Raw genomic sequence first — 20,444 nt, forward strand, 5'->3', positions numbered from 1 at the left:
CGGTCAAAACTAATATATTCTTAACCTAACATTTGTTAGGTGGTGAATTTTTTGACAAAAGAAAAAATTTTGCAAGCCGCCATCAACCAGTATTCTCTTTATAGTTATCACGGAGCAACGATGCGGAATATTGCCCAAGAAGTCGGTATCAAGCCTGCTTCCATCTACTTTTTTTATAAAAATAAAGAGTCGCTGTTTCTGGACGCCTTCCAAAAGCTGCTGAAAGATCATCTCAACCAAATGAAGCAAATCCTGGAAGATGTTCATGATGAGCCGATTCTTTCTATATTTGAAGCCCTTCTGAAAGGAACAGTTGACTATCATAAAAAACATGAGGCAGAGACGAATGTCTATATCTCTTTAGTCACTTCACCACCTAAAGAGATTCATCAAACTTTACTGGAACACATTCAAACATTCGACAAATGGATGACCGACTCATTATTGGAATTAATCCGCCGCGACAAACCGGAGATTGATGAGGCCCATTCCCAAAAATTAATTAAACAATTTTCAGTAATATTAGATGGGGTTTTTTGGGAAATCAAACTATATAACGACCAGGAATTGAAGCAACAAATAGACGAGGCACTGTACATCATGAGAGTTTTAATGGGAGGAAATGAAAAATGACGAACGATTATGCAAGAGAAGTCGTCCCTATGAGCGAAAGAAAGGCCTGGTTTTCAATCAGCCTCGTCTGGATCGCGGTAGGAATAGATTTATCAGCCATGCTTTTCGGGGCTGAATTGGGAAAAGGTATGGCGTTTAATGATGCTTTATGGGCCGTCATCATCGGCTCTGCCATTTTGGGCGTACTGGCGGCATTCTGCGCCTATGTTGGTGCTGTAACAGGACTATCAACATCCATGATTTCAAGATTTACTTTCGGAATTTCGGGAGCGAAGCTCGTATCCCTTTTCATTGCCGTCTCTTTAATCGGTTGGTTCGGTGTTCAAGCGGGATTCTTTGCCGAAAATGCTTATGCCGCGATTGACGGAGCATTAGGTTTGCAGCTTCCCGTTCCTTTACTGGCCGCAATCGGCGGCATTCTGATGATGACAACTGCGGTCATCGGTTATAAAGCCATTGAAAAATTAAGTTCTTGGTCTGTTCCACTGCTTCTCATTCTTGTCTTTTTAGCGGTTGGACTGGCGCTCAGCAAATATGGTACAAGCGCTTTGCATACACCTGTCGACAATGCCTTTACTTTCGGTATGGCTGTCTCCCTTGTTATTAGCATTTTCGTTGTGGGAGCAACGATTTCACCCGACATTTCCAGATGGGCACGTACGAAAAAAGATGCCGTTCTTGCTTCTTTCTTCGGATTTTTCTTTGGAAACAGCTTCATGATTATCATTGCGATGATTTTATCCCGCCTAATGGATGAAAGCAGTCTGACAACAATCATGATCACAGTTGGATTGGGGATTCCAGGAATTTTAGTTCTCATTTTGGCCCAGTGGACAACAAACACAAGCAACGCATACTCTTCCGGGCTGAGTCTTTCTGTTATTTTTACGAAAAAAAGCAAAGTATTTCTAACTCTCGTTGCCGGGATTATCGGAACATTGCTTGCTGTACTCGGCATTTATGATTATTTCATCAATTTCTTAACAATCATGACAATGTTTATCGCGCCAATCGGCGGTGTATATACGGCTGCTTATTATGTAGGAGGCTTGAAGCTTTTTAACGAAGACAATGATCAAGCATTCAAATGGCTTGCACTGACAGCGTGGGCGCTCGGAACCTTCATGAGTTGGTTGACAATGGAAGGACCGATCGGTCTTGAGCTGTTTACATTGACCACCATTTCGTCTCTGGACAGCTTCCTCATTGCTTTCATATTCCAGGCATTATTCATTGCTTTATTCAAGAAAAGGAGCGTAATTCAATGAGATGGTTAACAGAAGAAGATATTGAACATATTGCGGTCGGGGCGACCGTTCTTGGAACGGGCGGCGGCGGCGATCCTTATATCGGAAAAATGATGGCACTCTCCGCCATTAAAAAATATGGGCCGGTCCAGGTAATTACGCTTGATGAACTCACCGACGACCAATGGGTACTCCCAGCATCAGGTATGGGTTCACCGAGCGTGCTTGTAGAAAAAATCCCTTCATTTGAGCAATTGGAGGCACCGCTGAAAGCTTTCGAAAATGCGTGCGGCAGGAAAACAGATGTCGTTATGCCGATTGAGATCGGAGGCGTGAACTCGCTCATCCCAGTGGCAGTCGCTGCTATGAATAACATTCCCATTTTGGACGGTGATGCAATGGGACGTGCATTCCCTGAAGCGCAGATGGTCACCTTCCATTTGGATGGCCTGAAACCGGAGCTCGTCACCATTGGCGATGAACAGGGCAATGTCGTGACAATCCAACCTGCTGACGGATACTGGAGTGAAAAATTGTCACGAAATGTAACCATTTCAATGGGGGGATCCTCCATTGTATGTGACTATGGAATCACCGGAAAACAAGCAAAGGAAAGTGTCATTCCAGGAACCCTGTCATTGGCTCAGGAAATTGGAGCTTTATTAAAAGAACAGCGGCAAGCTGAGGTTCATCCCATCACACAAATGGTCAAAAAACTGAACGGCTATCTTCTTTTTAAAGGAAAAGCGATGCTCATCCAAAGAAAGATCGAGGGCGGTTTTACAAGAGGAGAAGCAAACTTTGATGGAATCGACTTTTTCCAAGGAAAGGGCTGTAAGCTGCACTTCCAAAACGAGCACCTGCTCGCAGAAGTCGAAGGAAAACCTGTTGCCATGGCACCGGATCTAATTGCAGTATTGGATGAAGAAACAGGGATGCCGATTACAACAGAAGGTTTAAAATATGGAGCTAGAGTCGCGATTGTTGCCTTTCCTGCAAACGAAAAGTGGCGAACAGACATCGGCATCAAAACGGCGGGACCTCGCTATTTCAAATATCCATATGATTATATTCCGTTGGAAACATTAGTAAAGGAGCAGCGTGCAAATGATTAGACTTGGAATTGATGTAGGCGGAACAAATACAGACGGCGTTATTCTTGATCATGACAATCAAGTCATCGGAAGCACGAAATCGGCGACTACGAAAGATGTATTTACAGGGATCCAGCAAACAATTAAAAAATTGCTCGCAGAAACAAACGTTAATGTGGCAGATATTCAAGTTGCAACACTGGGTACGACGCACTGTACAAATGCGATCGTTGAGCGAAAATCATTGGACAAGGTTGGAATCGTCCGTATCTGCCTACCTTCAGGATCAACCGTGCCCCCCATGTTAGGCTGGCCAGAGGATCTTGTAGCAATAGTTCAAGCAGAGACCGTCTTGATCCACGGCGGTTATGAATATAGCGGAGCTCCCATTGCCGATTTGGATTATACAGAATTGAAGGAAACTGCGGAACTGTTCCGTGGAAAAGTAGACTCTATCGCAATTTCAGGCGTCTTTTCTCCTGTTTTAAGCGATCAGGAAAAAGAAGTAGCGGCCTTCTTTGAAAAAGAACTTCCTGGAATTCCAGTGTCTCTATCAAGTGAAATTGGAACAATCGGCTTGATTGAACGTGAAAATGCGACCATTTTAAACGCTGCCTTAATGACCGTGATTAACCGGGTAGCTCAGGATTTCGAACGTGCCCTGAAAGATGAAGGTATCAACGCGCACATCTACCTCGGACAAAATGACGGAACCTTGATGACAAACAGCTACGCTCAGAAATATCCTATCTATACGATTGCATGCGGACCGACTAACTCTATCCGCGGAGCGGCGCACTTATCTCAGGAGCCCGATGCCATTGTTGTAGATATCGGCGGAACGACAACAGATATCGGCGTGCTGGCCAACAGCTTTCCAAGACAGACATCTATCGCCGTAGAAGTCGGAGGCGTCCGTACGAACTACCGGATGCCGGACATCTACTCTATCGGTTTTGGTGGGGGAACGCGGGTGTATTTGGATGAGGATTCATGGAAAATCGGTCCAGAAAGTGTGGGATACCAGCTCACGGAAAAAGCGATTGTTTTCGGCGGGGAGGAATTGACCGCAACAGACGTGGCCATTGGTGCGGGATACATGGATATCGAAGGCACCGACTCAGCGAGATTGCACGAAGTGCCATGTTCAGATATCTACCGCGACTTCATTGCAATGGTCGAAGATGCCATTGACCGCATGAAAACAAGTGCAGAAGATTTGCCGGTCGTCCTCGTTGGCGGGGGTGCTGCGTTAATGCCTGAATCACTGAAAGGAGCCAGCCGAGTCATCCGCCCAGCACATGCTTCTGTGGCCAATGCAATTGGAGCTGCACTTGGAGATATAAGTGGAACCGTCGAGCGAATTTATTCTTTGGAAGAGCAAGACTACCAAAAAGTAATACAAGAAGCACGAAGCGAAGCCATCCAAGAGGCCATCGATGCAGGAGCAAATCCTGAAAAAGTGGATATCATCCAGTTGGAAGACTTCCCATTGGCTTACATGCCAGGAAATGCCATCTTAGTGAGAGTCAAAGCTGCAGGACCATTAGCTTTATAAGGAAAGTGCCGGCGTGAGTCGGCACTTTTTTGAGTGAGCGGATCATATCCGGGATAAAGCGGGTAGGATTTCGGCTGTCTGGATAGTATTTCTGGCTATCTGCACAGTATATTGCTTTATTGGACATTATCCTGGTTTATTGGACAGTAAATTATTATATCGGACAGTATTCTGGTTAGTTGGACAGTATTTTCTTTTCCTGGACAGTACTCTTGGCTATTTGGATAGTATCTTAATTTCCTGGACAGTGTTCCATCCTTCTCGGATTGTATTTTACTTTTTTAGACAGTATTCCGTCTTTCTTAGATCACATATTTCCCATATTATCCAGACACCATTTAAGGCAGGGTTCATCAAGCTGAACCCTGCCTCTTTGGAATGAGCATTTAATATACATTTTCTGTAACGGGCCTCATCGGATCGTACGCTAAGATATCTATTTCCAGTTCTTCACCCAGTGCGACTTTTGCTGCGATCATCCCAGCATATGGCCCCATTGTTAAGCCTGAGGAACCCAATCCGTTTGCGATAACCAATCCTTTTATAGACGAAACCTCTCCAAGTAACGGCAAGCCATCTTTTCCAAATGGCCTGAATCCAATACGGATTTCCTCTACTGTGCCGTCTGAAAGTCCAGGGGCCACAGACAAAGCCTCGTCAAGCACTTCCTTTACGCCGCCTGCTGTCATACGGTAATCAAACCCAGAACCTGTTTCTCTCGTTGCACCAGCAACCACCCGAGATTTATCGAACGAAACTAAATAATGGCTACTCTGCGGAATAATGACCGGCCATTCAGACGTATCCGCTTCTGGAATGCGCATGTGTACAATCTGGCCTCGCTGTGGTTCCACAGAGATGTCCAACCCTAACGGTGCAAGCAACTTGGACATCCACGACCCTGCGGCAACAAGTACTACATCCGCGGGAAAAAATTCATCATCCACATGAACACCAGCCATCTTTCCTTCTTTCACTTCAAGACTGGCCTCTCCAGATAGAAACTGAGCACCATGCTTTTCGGCTCCCCTTTTTAAAGCATCTCTCAGCAAAATTCCATCTACACGAGCTGCTCCCCCAATATAAACAGCTTCTAAGTCACTTCTTAATGGTGGAAAAAGCTTTTGCGCTTCTTCAGAGGATAACCTCCGCAATTCTCCGACTTCAGGACAATCCATTTTCCGCTGTTCAATTTTCTGCTCAAGCTTATCCAGATCTTCTTTATGATTGCTTACCGCCAAAGCCCCTACCCTGGCGTAACTTAGGTTGGTTTCACCATCTTCTTTTAGCATTGAAACGAGTGACGGATAGTAACAAGCTCCTTCTTTGTATAGAGCGTACCGTTCCGGTTGCTCCTCTAACCAAGGGCAAATAATCCCGGCTCCCGCTCTTGTGGCCTGCCCCTCGTGATCTTGATCAATGACTGTCACCTCGACGCCTTTTTTCACCAAATGGTATGCTGCACTAGCTCCTACAATTCCTGATCCAACTACTATCACTTTCATATGTTCACACCCTTATATAAAAGTCTCTCAAGTACAGTTTATCAAAAACTCTGATCACATAAGAATAAAATTTCAGATTTGCCAAACAATAGGAATTGGAGGTGTAGTTATGAAGCGCGATGATAGTGTACGAAGCAAAAAAAGAGTCGTTACAAGCGTGAACCCGCAAGGACTAACTGAGGACGTTGCAAACCAGGAACCAAAGACCAAGCTGGAGGATCGAGCGAAAAAGTCGAATACCAAGATTTGACCCATAAAAAAGCCTTTTAGCAAAAACATCTCGTTAGCTAAAAGGCTTTTATTTCTTCATATCAAACATCTGCCGACCAGCGGCATTAGTAAGCTAATTCTGTAACAAAATTCCTACAAGGCTATTCAGAACAGGCAACTTCTCCCATTATCAAATGCGCCTTGGCGTATTTACGCCCAGATTTATCGAGCACCGCTCGATAAATTTCCTCTGAAAATCTGTGGCATCCGCCGGAGGCTTTAACTTTATTCAGCCGGGGTTTGCCCCCCACTGAATGGAATAACAATATGCATTCATCTCACTACTTACAGAAGTGGAGACTTCTGCTGAATGAAGTTAAAAAATCCAATGCGCAACGAGCACAACAATTGGCAACGTGATTGATGTCCTCAACAAGAAGATCAAAATCAAATCTTTCAGATTGACCGGCAGTTTGGAACCGAGCAACAATCCGCCCATTTCGGATAAATATACAAGCTGCGTAACTGAAACACAGCCGATAACGAAACGTGTCATTTCGCTTTCTATACCACTTCCAATAATCGCTGGTAAAAACATATCCGCAAATCCGATGATCATGGTCTGTGAAGCAGCAGCCGCTTCCGGAACTTGCAACACGGAAAGAATCGGGATAAACGGCATTCCTAAATATTTGAACACCGGCGTGTATTCAGCGATAACCACACCGACCGTCCCTATCGCCATGACCACAGGAATGACGCCAAGCCACATTTCAATTACGTTCCTAAAGCCTTCTTTGATAATGGATGATACATTATTATTTTTATTCGCCTGCAAAACAGCTTCGCTGATTCCCCATTTGAGCGGGTTCGTATTAGACGGAATTCCTTCTTCGGCTTTTAATTCCGTATGTTCATATCCCGTATCCGGCTTTCTGGACAAAGGTGGTATTCTTGGCATAATAATAGCAGCCACTAAGCCTGCGATAACAATCGTTGCATAATATTCAAGGAAATAATCTTCCAGTTTCAAATATTGGTTTACCACAATAGTAAAAGTGATCGATACGACTGAAAATGTTGTTGCAATGACAGCAGCTTCACGCTTTGTATAGTAGCCTCCTTCATATTGCTTGGAAGTGAGCAGCACTCCGATTGTACCGTCACCGACCCAAGAAGCAAGGCAATCCAGCGAAGATCGGCCGGGAATTTTAAATAAAGGCCGCATGACCTTAGCCAGCAAAGCACCAAACAATTCAAGCAGGCCGAAATTCAACAGCAGCGGCAAGAAAAATCCAGCCAACAGAAACGTGGTAAATAAAACTGGAATCAAATCATATGCGAGCAATCCACCCGTATTTTCATTGCCAATCCATTCGGGTCCTACTTTAAACACAGACATTACAGAGAAAACCGTCCCTAAAATCCGGGTCACAAGCCAACCATTTGACACATGAAAAACCGTGTAAAGGAAGGAATTTTTCATGATAAATGCCGGCTTAAAAACCCGTGAAACAATGGATGCCAGAACTGATAAAATCATTAACCAGGTTGCTGCAACCGGAACATAATCAACGAATAAATTGTTGATCACACCTGCCATAAATGCGACAGGAATCGTAATTCCTTCCTCCGTTTTTACTGGAACCATGAACAAATAGATACCTACAAGAGACGGAATGATAAATTTCAAATATTGGACAAAAGAATAGGACCTCAATGATACAGGCTTATTTTGGGAAGACATTCCTTTAGCTGGAAAACTCATGTGTTCTCACCTTTCATATAAAAACCTATCTCAGAATAATTTTTAAAAATCCATACTAATGCATTATTATGCATGATTAACTATAGTTTGTCCAGTGGAAATTACTATTTTAGTATAGACTATGAAAGATAAATTCTTCGGATTTTGAAAAGAAATTACAGGTTGTTCATTTCAGGAAATTATTATGCACCTGTCCCCGTTTGCGGGACATATACAGATCATTCCATGCTGGACGCAGACTATTTTTTCCTGAGTTGAATTGTATTTTCCCAATTACGGAGGATACTCAATCCATGAAAGATCTTTCATACCAATTACGGAGCACATTTTCTGAGTCAGATCTAACTAGATCATTAAGGATTGTGCTCAATTTATGAAAGTCACGATCATTTTTTCCTATAGCTTAAATCATATCTGCTAATTACAGATCGTGCTCACTCCGTTCTGGACCATTTATGCAAGTCTCAAAAATTAGACTAGACCCACAATTATTGCGACCCTGTGCCGGATCATCAATACCAAACTCGGATCATATTTTCCCCAGCTAGATCATATATGCCTATTCGCAGATCAAATTCACTTCATGTCGGTTCGTATTTTCTCTCAGTAGGCAAGATCACATATATCTCCAATGAAAAAATCTGCCAGGACTTACCTCCTGACAGTTTTTTCATAATCCTTATCAAGTTCACACCAATCCACAATCGTCGCCGCAATGATTTTCGCCGCTTCAAATATCTTTTCCACCTCAATGGCTTCGTTTGGAAAATGCGCGAGACTCGTGATTCCGGGACCGAAAACTACGCTCGGTGTGTCTCCGACCTGTGATAGAAGCCCGCCGTCTGTACCCCAAGGTGCAGCCTCAATCACAGGCTCTTCCCCAGCCACTTCTTTAAAATTGTTGATCAATGAGTTCATTAATGGATGGTCTGTTTTGATTTCTCCAGGGACCCATCTCGCCCCGAACCACTCGACTTCAACAGGATGTTCTTTAAACCATTCATCCTTCTCTGCCAGCCTTATCAGCCATATTTCCATTTCCGCTTGAACTTCTTCCATTGTCTCGTTAGGCGCAATTCCAATGCGCCCTTCCAGTTCGACGATGTCTGGAACGGAAGATGGCCAGTCTCCGCCTTTGATAGCACCTATATTAATAGGGACAGGAATCGGAATATTGTCGTATAACGGGTCCGTAATTCGATCGTTTCTTATTTTTTCTAATTCCTTCACATGTTCAGTGACGATAAACGTTTTATCAATCGCACTGACGCCGTGGTATCTTGTGCCGCCATGTGCCGTTCTCCCTGTCACAATGAGTCGGAACCACTTGGACCCCTGCTGTTTCGGAAAAATTTTCATATTGGTCGGTTCCGGAATGATCGCTGCATCCGCTTTGTACCCTTTAAGAATAGTATCCAGGGTTCCAGCACCGCCGCTCTCTTCTTCCACAACGCTTTGAAAAATGACGTCACCTTTTAAACGGATTCCCAAGGATTTGATCGCATCAAGGGCAATCATCAAGGAAGCATTGCCTCCTTTCATGTCAGTCGCGCCCCGACCGTACATTTTTCCGTTCACGATTTCCCCGCTGAATGGTCCATTATCCCATTGTTCGTGGTCACCTTCAGGTACTACATCCACATGTCCATTTAGTATGATCGACTTTCCTCCGCCGCTTCCTTTTAAAACGCCCACCACATTCGGGCTGTTCTTAAACGTTACACGATTCGAATAGAAATAAGGATGCTTCTGCAATCTTTCACCATCCAATTCCCAGACATCAACATCTACATTAAGATTGGTTAAAAATTGGGCAACGTTTTCCTGAACTTCTTTTTCATTTCCTTGAGTGCTCGCAAGTTGAACCAATTTTTGTAAAAATTCTATATGTGCTTGTCTATTGTCATCAATCCATCGATTAATCCTCTCTTTAACTATCATGATTACCACCTCACAAAGTCATATTTTCATAGATTACCGAAATTCCCATACCTCCGGCCATGCACATAGTCACCAATCCATATTTCGTTTTCGAGCGGATCATCTCATGGATAAGTGTGACACTCAATTTGGCACCAGTTGCACCAACAGGGTGACCGAGCGCGATCGCTCCTCCGTTAACATTCACGCGCCTGTCATCCAAACCGAGCTCCTTGATCACAGCTAGCGCTTGGGCAGCAAAAGCTTCGTTCAATTCAATCAAACCGATATCATCGAGCGTTACCCCCGCTTTTTCCAGCGCTTTTTTTGTCGCTGGAACTGGTCCAATCCCCATGATCGAATGGTTCACACCGGCACTTGCATATGCTTTTACTTTGACGAGCGGCTGGAGACCCTCTTGTTCAGCGCGTTTAGCGGACATCATCAACAATGCCGCAGCCCCATCATTCATCGGACACGCATTCCCTGCCGTTACGAAACCATCCTTTTTAAAGACCGGCCTTAAGGTCGCCAGTTTTTCCTTGTCGATGGATGCCCTTACACTTTCATCTGCTGTAAAAAGTTGTTTCCCTTCCCTTGTCAGGAGTTCAACGGGGACAATCTCATCCGAAAATTTATTTTCCTGGATCGCCTTCGCTGCCTTCACATGGCTGTCATAAGCAAATTGATCCTGTTCTTCTCGTGAAATTTGATATTGTTCAGCTAATCGCTCAGCTGTTATACCCATATGCTCATTCCCAAGCGAACAAACTAGGCCATCTGCCATCAGCGCATCTGCCATGACAACATTACCAAACTTGGAACCCCAGCGGTTCTTGACAATGTAAGGAACATTACTCATGCTCTCCGTTCCGCCGACAACAATCACTTCGTTCTGCTCTGTTTGAATAGCGGCAGTCGCATTTGTGATGGCTTTCAGGCTTGAACCACATGCTTTGATGACAACATAAGCCGGTGTTTCCTCAGAGAATCCCGCCTTCTGTGACGCGATTCTGGCCGAATTTAACCCGCCGCCGTGCACATACCCGTGTCCGAAGATCACTTCTTCTACACTGCTTTTAGGTAAACTTGTTTTTTCCATTAATTGTTCTAAAACTTGTTTCCCCAGCTCTGCGGCCTCTACTCTTTTTAATGATTTGCCAAAGGCACCAACCGCCGTTCTGACACCAGCCACGATCACTGCATCCTGCATCGTAAAACCTCCTTTTTTATTCACCTAACAACCAGATTTTTTGGTCCGCTCTATTTGATATTTGGTAATCTCATTTTTAGAAAGGGTGCCACTTTTTAATAGCTGTTCCATTCAACTAGTGGATACCTCACTATTCCGATTTTTTGTTAATCGTTTTCAATGTGGGAAGTTGCATTTTTTAATTTTCGCTACTGTCTCTCCACGGGTAGTTCGCTATTTTACATGATCAGGAACATGAAGTTCCGCTCCTGTAGCATTGATTACATCTTCAACTGTATACGGGTCTTTCACTTCTATTAAACTTAATCCTTGTTCAGTGACCTCGATGACGGCCATGTCTGTAATAATCAGATTGACACATTTCTCTGCAGTAAGAGGCAAGGTGCATTTTTGTACAATCTTCGGATTGCCATGCTTGTCCGTATGATTCATCAGTACAATCACCTTTTTGGCTTTTTGCGCCAAGTCAACCGCGCCGCCCATTCCTGACACGATTTTTCCTGGAACAATCCAATTCGCTAAATCGCCGCTTTCACTCACCTCAAACGCTCCTAAAATCGTCACGTCCAGCAACCCGCGGCGGATGATTCCAAATGCAAGGGTACTGTCAAAATAGGAAGCACCCGGCGCAACAGTTATCGGAATTCCGCCTGCATTACATAGGTTAGCATCTTCCTCACCCTTTAATGGAGACGGACCCGTACCCAGAACTCCATTTTCAGCATGAAACATAACATTAACATTCGGAGAAATATAGTTGGCAACCAAAGTAGGAATGCCGATTCCGAGATTGACAACCATTCCATCCTTAATTTCTTCCGCAGCCCTTTTTGCAATGGCTTCGCGCACACTTACTCCCATGCCCATGTCCAGTTCACCCCTTCACTTTTTACAACAATATCTACAAACGCACCTGGTGTAACGACTTCTTCAGGATCCAACTCGCCAACCGGTACAATTTCATCCGCTTCCGCGATAGTGATTTTTCCAGCCATCGCTACCAATGGATTTGTATTCCTAGCACTCTTATCAAAAATTAAATTTCCAAACTCGTCAGCTTTTTTCGCATATACAATGGAAACATCAGCTGTAAGCGGCTTTTCAATCAGAAAAGTTTTCCCTTCAACAACAACTGTTTCCTTGCCTTCTGCAACTAGCCCATCCACGCCAATATCAGTTAAAATGCCGCCTAACCCCACACCGCCAGCCCTGATCCGTTCGACTAACGTTCCCTGAGGCGAAAACTCGATATCCAATTTTTCTTCATGCATGAATTTGCCAGCATTTGGATTAGAGCCAATATGAGATGCGACAAGCTTCGCCGCCCTTCCCTCCGTAACGAGCTGGCCGATCCCAATATGAGGAAACCCTGCGTCATTACAAATCAAAGTCAATTCGTTGATATCGCGTTCCAAGATTGTTTTGATTAAGGTCGGCGGATTCCCGATCCCCCCGAAACCGCCGACCATCAAAGTTGAACCGCTTTTTATATATTTAACTGCTTCTTGAACTGATCTTACCTTTGCCATTACCAACGCTCCTCATATTTATGCTTTTGAAAAACAATTTGCTTTCCTGGAATTGGTTCCATTTTCAAAAAGGCTTGGGGATTTCCGGATTTACCTTTACTTCCTAAAAATGCTATTAATTTTTTCAAATCTACCTGAAACACTCATAACTTTCTTGATTTTCCAGATTTCTAGGAATACTAGCCAAGTTTTCGATTTACTATCCGATTTTCGGATATACTATCCAATTTTCCGATTTACTGGCCAACTTTCAGATATACTTTCCGATTCCATGATTTACTGGCCGAATTTCTCGATTTTCTGTCCACTTTTAAGAAATACTTGCCATTTTTCTAATTTACTGGCCGATTTCAAGATATACTTTCCGATTCACTGGATTTACTGGCCAATGTTCGAAAACGCTTGCCAATTTGCCGGTTTACTGTCCAGATTTCGAAAATACTATCCAATTTTCCGATTTTCTGGTCAACTTACGAAAATACTGGCCGCTTCTAGCGCGCTTTCCCCTCATCCATTCTTCGAAAGTTCTCTCTCAACTTTTCTAAGTGCCACCGCAAACCTTCTGACCAGTTCATCCACTTCTTCTTTTGTAATAGTAAGTGGAGGTGACAAGATAACAGCATCGCCGATTAATCCATCCGTCCCCGCGTTTGCCGGATAGACAAGAAGGCCTTCTTCGAAATTCGCCTGAACAATTCTACTGACAACATCCAATGCCCGATCAAACGATTTTTTCGTCAACTTGTCTTTGACAAACTCGACACCTACGAATAAGCCCTTTCCGCGGACATCACCAATGATCTCACTTGCTTCAGCGAGTTCGCGAATTTTTTCTTTTAAATAAGCTCCGTTCACCGCTGAGTTTTCGACGACGTTATTTTTCTCGATATAATTCAATACAGCCAAGCATGTGGCGGCAGATTGTGGGTTCGCACTGAAAGTATGGCCGCTCATGACAATCTTGGATCCTTTCAAAATCGGCTCCATCACTTTTTCGCTTACGATTGCTGCCGCCATTGGTGTATATCCGGCACTCATTCCTTTTCCTGTAGCTATAATGTCAGGTATCACATTAAAATGCTCCATGGCGAACATTTTCCCGGTTCTTCCCACCCCGGTCATGACCTCATCCGCAATGAATAAAATGTCATACCGATCGCAGACGGCTTTCATTTTCTGGAAGTACCCATCTGAAGGAGTCAATGCCCCTCCCGCTGCTCCAACCATCGGCTCTGCGATGAATGCAGCGATATGATCTTTTCCTATTCTCAAAATCTCTTTCTCCAATTCTTGGGCATAAAAATCGTCGCATTCTTCTATTGTTCTCTGATCTGCATCCCGGTAATAGTAAGGTGCTGAAAGAGAAGGATAGTTTTCAAGCATAGGTTCAAAGCGTTCCCGTCGCTGGATATGCCCGGACATCGATAAAGCACCCATTGTAATTCCGTGGTAGCTCATCCATCTGGAGATGATTTTATTTTTTGTTTTCATTCCTTTTTCTTGCCAATACTGGATTGCAATTTTCATAGCAGTTTCTGTCGCCTCGGAACCACTGTTCACAAAAAAAGACCAGTTTAGATCACTAGGTGATATTTCACTGATTTTTTTTGCCAGCTGCTCTGCTGCCTCCGTTGTAAACTGCGAGCGATAAACAAAAGAAACTTTCTTGGACTGCTCTGCCATCGCATCAATGACTTCTTGTACACCATGTCCAATACTGGCTGTTACGGCCCCGGAAGATCCATCAATATACTGCTTCCCTTTTTCGTCATATAGATAGATTCCATCACCATGCGTAATAGCGGGATATTTATAATCCAAAACAGGTTTAATGAGATATGTTCTTGTCATGATATCCACCTCAATTTTCGTAAGCGTTTACTCTATAAAAATGTTATTATGTGTATAAGAAAATTATAGCCGACACAGAGATGCCGTTCTATTCGACCAAAATGCAAAAAACAACGGCATTCATTGTACTTTGTGTATAAAAGGGGTTGCTTAAAATAGCTATCAGCATTCATAACGCACTTCAATTGCCAGTCATGAAAAAAACAAGATTGGTAGCAGGCCATCAAGGGGGCGAAAACAGTATAAAATGGGTGACCATTGTTGAAGTTCTGGAAGATATCGGCCGATTGCAGCCCGGGGAATTTTTGATTACGACAGGGTTTGGATTATCAGAAAACGAGGAGAAGCTTGAGGTATTCCATCAGCTGCTAAAATCCAAACTGCTATCGGGAATCGCCATCTATACAAGTTTTTATATGAAGGAAATTCCGGCTAGCTTTATTGAATTAGCCAACGAAAATGCTCTCCCGTTGATTGAAATTCCAACAGACATCAATTTTTCCGAAATCACCAAAGCGATACTGGAACAAATTGTAAACAACCAGATGCATCTGCTTGAGCAGGCGGAAAACATTCATCGTGAATTGACGAATCTTATACTAAATGACCAAAGTTTAACGGAAGTGACCGAGAGGTTGGCCCAACTGACGAGCTCGCATATTCTCATCTTTAATGAGTTTTACGACACCATTTATTCAAGCGATAACGACAATTTGACATGGAACCCAGTCAATGGCGACGAAATTGACATCTCGAAACACCTTATAGCTAGCTTAAAAAGAGAATCCAAAGTGAATTTTACGTTTAAAAATCACATTTCCACTGTTTATCCAATCATCGCGAAGCAATCGTGTTATGGCTGGATTGTCATGACGAAACCGGAGGCCGATTGGCAGGAGCTTGACGATATCGCCATAGAGCAGGCTGCCCCCATCTATGCTATGGAATTTTTGAAAAAACAGGCGATCGAAGAAACCCAATTACGGATTCAAAGCAATTTTATCGAGGACATATTCAATAAAAATTATATAAATGAGAGAATCATCATTGACCACGGATTGAAGCTTGGTTATGACCTCACTTTAAATCAGTCCGTTTTTCATCTGACTTTTAAACATCCTGAAAAAATTGACGTCAATTTGACAGACAGGCTGTACCATTTGACTGATCAAATTCTAGGTCAGAAAAAAAAGCAACATTTGATTCAAACAAAATTAAATTCCATTATCTTTTTGACAAATGTCATAGGGGAAACCAAAGAAGAAATATATAAACATTCCATTAGTCTCGCGAAGGATTTATTAAAAAATTGGACGTACTATTTTCCAAACGTGGATTTGATTATAGGGATTGGAAAAGATTACAAACAGGTGGATGAATTAGGAAAAAGTGCGCAGGAAGCTCATTACGCAGTAAAATTGAGTGATTTAGTCAGCAAAAAAGTAAATATTGTACATTACGATGATCTGGGAATGTACGACTTGCTGTTAGAAATGGAACGCTCGGGGATTCCTTTAATGTCCATTTATGAGCAACATATGAGCAGTTTGCTCAGTAATAAAGAAATTGATTTAATCGAAACGCTGGACAGTTATTTCAGGAATAACCAAAGCATTCAAAAAGCTGCGGAAGAATTGTATATTCATCGACATACATTAAGATATAGACTGAATCAGATTGAAATCCGTACAGGTCTGGATATCAAATCCACAGAAGACCTGCTAAAACTTCAGCTCGGTGTTATGGCATATAAATTAGTGAACATATTGAAAAAAGAGCCGTGATGGCTCTTTTTAAAGCTGCACTGAATACCCCAAAGGATAGCTTATTCAGGAACTTATGTTGTCGCAAGGCCGCGTGACGTTTACTTGAGGTATGTTCACAAGACATTGATTGAATCAAGCTGGTTTCTTACAATAAGCCACCATCGACTCCGACGGCGCAAGTTGTCACGCCCTCAACCTGTCGAGTGCATAAGCGCTAGGATATACAAGCACTCTCTTTCTCTCGTCAGGAGGGGGCTAGACTATACTACACTAGCGTTCTTACTTTGAAATATCTTCTCCAAAGTATTTCTCGCTGATTTCACCGTATTTTCCATTTTCTTTAAGTGTTTTCAAAGCTTTATTCACATCTTTCAGCAGTTTTTCATCTTCTTTCCTGATAGCTATTCCCATTTGATCCAAGTAAATTGGTTCACCAACTTTTTTGATCTTCAAGTTGTTTTCTTTGATGGCGTACATTCCAACGAGTTGGTCAGTAAGGACAGCATCCAAGCGCCCTTTAACCATCAAATCTTGCAGTGCAGTCACGTCACTGTCGTATGTTTTTACATCGTCTGTATATTCTTTGGCATTTTCCTCAAACGTACTGGAAACAACGACACCGATTGTTTTGCCTTTCAAGTCATCCGCACTTTTAATAGAATCATTATCTTCATTTACAAAAATTTGCGCACCTGATTCATAGTAAGGATCAGTAAAATTGACTTCCTTCAATCTTTCATCTGTTATAGCCATACTTCCGATGATGGCATCAAACTTGTCCGTCTGCAAAGCAGCGATGATCGTTTGCCATGGATTCTTAACAGGTTGAGGATTCATTCCTAATTCTTCTGCAATCGCAGTACCAATTTCCACATCAAAACCGGCCAATTTATTATTATCAGAATAGTTGAATGGCGGATAGAGTCCGCTTGATGCGAAGACAAAGTCCTCGCCTTTTTTCCCTTCCCCTGACGATGCTTCTTTGTCCTTTGATCCACACGCAGCTAAAAGAGTCACAAAAATTAGCCCCATCAACATTACATAAATTGATTTTTTCAACTTGATTCCCCCTATTTTTATAAAACTTTTCCTAAGAATTGTCTGGCTTTCTCGCTTTGTGGGTTTGTAAAAAATTGCTCAGGAGTGCTTTCTTCGGCGATGACTCCGTTATCCAGAAAAACAATTCGATCGGCCACCTCGCGTGCAAAGCCCATTTCATGCGTTACAACTACCATCGTCATGCCTTCCTGAGCAAGTTCCTTCATAACATTCAATACTTCCCCTACCAATTCAGGATCTAATGCAGATGTCGGCTCATCAAATAATAAGACCCTCGGACTCATAGCCAATGAGCGGGCAATTGCCACCCTTTGTTTCTGTCCCCCGGACAGCTTTTCTGGATACACGTGGGCCTTGTCAGCCAAACCTACTTTTTTCAACAGCTCCATCCCTTGCTGAATCGCCTTTTCCCTTTCCATTTTTCGAACAATGATCGGAGCTTCGATGATATTTTCAATCACTGTCTTATGAGGAAACAGATTGAAATGCTGAAACACCATACCAATGTCCTCTCTTACTTTGTTCAGTTTGATGTTTGTGGGGTCTACTTTTGTATCCTCAAACCAGATTTCTCCTTCGTCTTTTACCTCCAAATAATTCAAACACCGAAGAAGAGTGCTTTTTCCTGACCCGCTCGCCCCAAGAATAACAACAACCTCTTTGTTTTTAATCTCTAAATCTATCCCTTTTAGCACATGTAAATCCATGAAATATTTATGCAAATTTTTTACTTTTATCATCTTATACTCTCCCTGTGTCCAGCCGTTTTTCAATTTTGTTTGTAATGAGTGTGAAAATGACGATCAGAACCAAATAATAAATCCCTGCAATTGTATAAAATTCCAACTGTCTGAAGGTGGCAGCGGCTTGGCTCATAGAAAGGTTGAAAATCTCTGTAATTCCAATGAAAGCGACAAGTGAAGAGTCTTTCAGACCGATAATAAACTGATTCCCAAGAGATGGAATGGAGCGCTTGAATGCCTGTGGAAAAATAATCCTTCTCATCGCCTGCTTTCTCGTCATACCTAGAGATTCAGCCGCTTCCATCTGTCCTTTGTCAATTGATTGTATAGCTCCCCTGAAAATTTCCGCAATATACGCCCCACTATGAATAGCGAGCGCGATGGCTCCAGCCCAAAATGCAGATAACACAACAACCTGCGTAATTCCAAAATACAGCCACATGATTTGAACAATCAGCGGCGTTCCGCGAATAACTCCTATATAAAGATTCGCAATCCAGGAAAGGATTTTCTTATTGGACAGTTTCATCAATGCAACAAACAACCCGATGATGCTCGCTAAGATTAAAGAAACAACCGTGATTTGCAGAGTAACCAAAGCGGCTTGCATAAAACCGCTGAACGTCGAAATTAAACTATCCATAAATTGTCCCATTAGTACAACACCCTTTGCTTTTTTTAAAACTTCAGAAAGCCCTTACACTAAATCTACTATCTGTATCGAAAACACATTTATATAGTAACAATAAGTTGACAGCGATTTCATTATCCAATTTATCATAATGTAGGAAACGTTTTTATACATGTTGTATAAAAGAAAGGTGAGATCGGGGATGGTGCCGGGGGAGAAGAGAAATTTGGAAGAAGTTAAGAGTATTTCTGAATTCTGAAGAGTATCCCGGCAAACTGGATAGTATCATAAATATTTGAGAATGTCCGGGCAAACCGAAAAACTAAATAGCTTTCGGAGCAAGTCAAAATCCCGTAAATAAAGGATTTTACCGAAATCCGTCGAATTATTTCATAATAAATCAAATTGAGGTGTTTAAATGATTAAGAAATTCAGGAGAATTCCCTTAAAAATCCTGATAATGGAAGCACTTTTAAGAAGAATCCCCCCAAATCATCCGAGTAAATTCCACATTGAGGAAGAGCTAAGATTTAGGAAAGCAGGTTACCGCGGGGAATTGTCCCTCGACTATCATTTGTCACAGTTGCCTCAAAACGAACACTTTATCTTCCATGATCTTCGGCTTCCCCTGTGGAATAACACTTTTTTTCAAATAGACGCTCTCCTTTTATCAAGACATTATTTCACAAATTATGAAGCGAAAAATCATACCGGCACGTTGACTTTCGAGGAGCAGCAAATGCTCCAAACGTATAAAGGTCGAACAGAATCGTATCCCAATCCCATTACTCAGGCGGAGAACCAACAATATCATTTGGAAAATCTGATAAGAAAAAAACTGGATATTATTCTTCCCGGCACCTCGTTTGTTGTCGTCACAAACCCTTCCTCCATTATCAAATTTGATCCCCAATATGAGAAGATCGCCAGTAAAAAAGTAATACGTGCAGCTGCTATTCGGCAAAATTCCGAGTTGTTTTGGACAAAACAACAGAAGCAACTCATATCATACGCTGACCTTCAAAAGATTTCCCAACTCCTATTAAAGCTTCATACTCCTTCAAAACCCGATATTTTACAAGAATTTCGAGTTGATAAAAGTGACATTCACCCAGGCGTTTATTGTGATAAATGCAAGCTTTTGTCTTTTAAAAGGGCGTTTGGAACATGGAAATGCAATAAGTGCGGATTTGCAGATAAAATGACACACGTTCAGGCTTTGATTGATCACCTTCTTTTGAATGGAAACACCATTACAAATTCACAATTCCGCTATTTTTTACAATTCGATTCCGTTACTGTTGCCACCCATCTGTTGGGATCACTAAATCTGCCCTTTGAAGGAACCTTTAAGGATAGAAAATATCATTTATCATTAGAAGCGTTGAAAAAGTGGATTTAATAAATAGGGAATGACAACATGCATGGGAGGTAACACTTTGAAAAAAAGACCTTGCTCTTCGAATAGGGAGGAACCTTCAAAAAGCTAATTGTAGTTCTTAAATCCGAAGAGTATTTCTTAAAAGCCAAGAGTATTCTCCTAAATCCGAATAGTATCTCTCAAAATTTAAGGGTATCACTGAATCAAAGGATGCTCCTCATTAATAAGGAATCAATAAAAGTGAGGCTGGAACATAAATTGAAACCTAATTGATTTTAGTACAAATCGTGAAAAATAAAACCGCATGAAATCAAGGTTTAAATTTGATTTCAGGTG

The 20,444-nt window shown here is 42.3% G+C and carries 19 protein-coding genes; 7 read left to right on the forward strand and 12 right to left on the reverse strand.

Annotated elements, in window-relative coordinates; genetic code table 11:
* The first annotated feature begins 51 nt into the window (after nt 1-51).
* Genes D5F11_RS18950 through D5F11_RS18965 form a run of 4 tightly spaced genes read left to right on the forward strand, consistent with a single transcriptional unit; the run spans nt 52 to nt 4,532 of the window.
* Nucleotides 52-633, forward strand: coding sequence for a TetR/AcrR family transcriptional regulator (locus D5F11_RS18950; RefSeq protein WP_160707359.1), 582 nt, complete (start codon nt 52-54; stop codon nt 631-633).
* Nucleotides 630-1,901 carry a cytosine permease gene (locus D5F11_RS18955; protein ID WP_120115622.1) on the forward strand — a complete coding sequence of 424 codons (1,272 nt, stop codon included), beginning with the start codon at nt 630-632 and terminating at the stop codon, nt 1,899-1,901. The genes D5F11_RS18950 and D5F11_RS18955 overlap by 4 nt, the downstream gene beginning before the upstream one ends.
* Nucleotides 1,898-2,995, forward strand: a complete 1,098-nt coding sequence (locus D5F11_RS18960; RefSeq protein WP_120115621.1) for an S-methyl thiohydantoin desulfurase family protein — start codon at nt 1,898-1,900, stop codon at nt 2,993-2,995. Before D5F11_RS18955 ends, D5F11_RS18960 begins: the two co-directional genes overlap by 4 nt.
* Nucleotides 2,988-4,532, forward strand: a complete 1,545-nt coding sequence (locus tag D5F11_RS18965) for a hydantoinase/oxoprolinase N-terminal domain-containing protein (RefSeq protein ID WP_120115620.1) — start codon at nt 2,988-2,990, stop codon at nt 4,530-4,532. Before D5F11_RS18960 ends, D5F11_RS18965 begins: the two co-directional genes overlap by 8 nt.
* A gap of 386 nt (nt 4,533-4,918) precedes the next feature.
* Here D5F11_RS18965 and D5F11_RS18970 read toward each other — a convergent pair whose 3' ends face one another.
* Nucleotides 4,919-6,037 (reverse strand): NAD(P)/FAD-dependent oxidoreductase, encoded by a 1,119-nt coding sequence (locus tag D5F11_RS18970; RefSeq protein WP_120115619.1) that lies wholly within the window; start codon nt 6,035-6,037, stop codon nt 4,919-4,921.
* Between the two features lie 109 nt (nt 6,038-6,146).
* Here D5F11_RS18970 and sspL point away from each other — a divergent pair, with 109 nt between their 5' ends.
* Nucleotides 6,147-6,287: a small, acid-soluble spore protein L gene (sspL, locus tag D5F11_RS18975; protein WP_120115618.1), complete on the forward strand. Its 141-nt coding sequence runs from the start codon at nt 6,147-6,149 to the stop codon at nt 6,285-6,287.
* Nucleotides 6,288-6,408: 121 nt separating this feature from the next.
* Here sspL and D5F11_RS26730 read toward each other — a convergent pair whose 3' ends face one another.
* From D5F11_RS26730 to D5F11_RS19005, 8 genes are all read right to left on the reverse strand, one after another.
* Nucleotides 6,409-6,573 carry a hypothetical protein gene (locus D5F11_RS26730; RefSeq protein WP_185830789.1) on the reverse strand — a complete coding sequence of 55 codons (165 nt, stop codon included), beginning with the start codon at nt 6,571-6,573 and terminating at the stop codon, nt 6,409-6,411.
* 50 nt (nt 6,574-6,623) lie between these two features.
* Complete coding sequence (locus D5F11_RS18980; protein ID WP_120115617.1) at nt 6,624-8,015, reverse strand: YjiH family protein; 1,392 nt, start codon at nt 8,013-8,015, stop codon at nt 6,624-6,626.
* Nucleotides 8,016-8,666: 651 nt separating this feature from the next.
* Entirely contained in the window at nt 8,667-9,956 is a 1,290-nt protein-coding gene (locus D5F11_RS18985) for a peptidase (RefSeq protein WP_120115616.1), read from the reverse strand.
* 10 nt (nt 9,957-9,966) lie between these two features.
* Complete coding sequence (locus D5F11_RS18990; RefSeq protein ID WP_120115615.1) at nt 9,967-11,148, reverse strand: thiolase family protein; 1,182 nt, start codon at nt 11,146-11,148, stop codon at nt 9,967-9,969.
* A 213-nt stretch (nt 11,149-11,361) separates the two neighbouring features.
* Nucleotides 11,362-12,015 carry a 3-oxoacid CoA-transferase subunit B gene (locus D5F11_RS18995; protein ID WP_120115614.1) on the reverse strand — a complete coding sequence of 218 codons (654 nt, stop codon included), beginning with the start codon at nt 12,013-12,015 and terminating at the stop codon, nt 11,362-11,364.
* Complete coding sequence (locus D5F11_RS19000) at nt 12,000-12,677, reverse strand: CoA transferase subunit A (RefSeq protein ID WP_120115613.1); 678 nt, start codon at nt 12,675-12,677, stop codon at nt 12,000-12,002. The genes D5F11_RS18995 and D5F11_RS19000 overlap by 16 nt, the downstream gene beginning before the upstream one ends.
* On the reverse strand, nt 12,677-12,820 hold the full coding sequence (locus tag D5F11_RS26735; RefSeq protein WP_185830790.1) for a hypothetical protein: 144 nt from the start codon (nt 12,818-12,820) through the stop codon (nt 12,677-12,679). The genes D5F11_RS19000 and D5F11_RS26735 overlap by 1 nt, the downstream gene beginning before the upstream one ends.
* Nucleotides 12,821-13,184: 364 nt before the next feature.
* Nucleotides 13,185-14,528, reverse strand: a complete 1,344-nt coding sequence (locus tag D5F11_RS19005) for an aspartate aminotransferase family protein (protein ID WP_120115612.1) — start codon at nt 14,526-14,528, stop codon at nt 13,185-13,187.
* Between the two features lie 146 nt (nt 14,529-14,674).
* On the opposite strand from D5F11_RS19005, the gene D5F11_RS19010 reads away from it, so the two are divergent.
* Nucleotides 14,675-16,312: a PucR family transcriptional regulator gene (locus tag D5F11_RS19010; protein ID WP_120115611.1), complete on the forward strand. Its 1,638-nt coding sequence runs from the start codon at nt 14,675-14,677 to the stop codon at nt 16,310-16,312.
* Between the two features lie 261 nt (nt 16,313-16,573).
* On the opposite strand, the gene D5F11_RS19015 is transcribed toward D5F11_RS19010, so the two are convergent.
* Genes D5F11_RS19015 through D5F11_RS19025 form a run of 3 tightly spaced genes read right to left on the reverse strand, consistent with a single transcriptional unit; the run spans nt 16,574 to nt 18,751 of the window.
* Complete coding sequence (locus tag D5F11_RS19015) at nt 16,574-17,353, reverse strand: ABC transporter substrate-binding protein (RefSeq protein WP_425470858.1); 780 nt, start codon at nt 17,351-17,353, stop codon at nt 16,574-16,576.
* A gap of 17 nt (nt 17,354-17,370) precedes the next feature.
* Nucleotides 17,371-18,093 (reverse strand): amino acid ABC transporter ATP-binding protein, encoded by a 723-nt coding sequence (locus D5F11_RS19020; protein ID WP_120115610.1) that lies wholly within the window; start codon nt 18,091-18,093, stop codon nt 17,371-17,373.
* A 1-nt stretch (nt 18,094) separates the two neighbouring features.
* On the reverse strand, nt 18,095-18,751 hold the full coding sequence (locus D5F11_RS19025; RefSeq protein WP_120115609.1) for an amino acid ABC transporter permease: 657 nt from the start codon (nt 18,749-18,751) through the stop codon (nt 18,095-18,097).
* A gap of 436 nt (nt 18,752-19,187) precedes the next feature.
* Here D5F11_RS19025 and D5F11_RS19030 point away from each other — a divergent pair, with 436 nt between their 5' ends.
* Nucleotides 19,188-20,129, forward strand: a complete 942-nt coding sequence (locus tag D5F11_RS19030; RefSeq protein ID WP_245998259.1) for a nuclease-related domain-containing protein — start codon at nt 19,188-19,190, stop codon at nt 20,127-20,129.
* Nucleotides 20,130-20,444: the final 315 nt, after the last annotated feature.

The organism is Siminovitchia terrae (genome assembly GCF_003605405.2).
GTDB lineage: Bacteria > Bacillota > Bacilli > Bacillales > Bacillaceae_C > Siminovitchia > Siminovitchia terrae.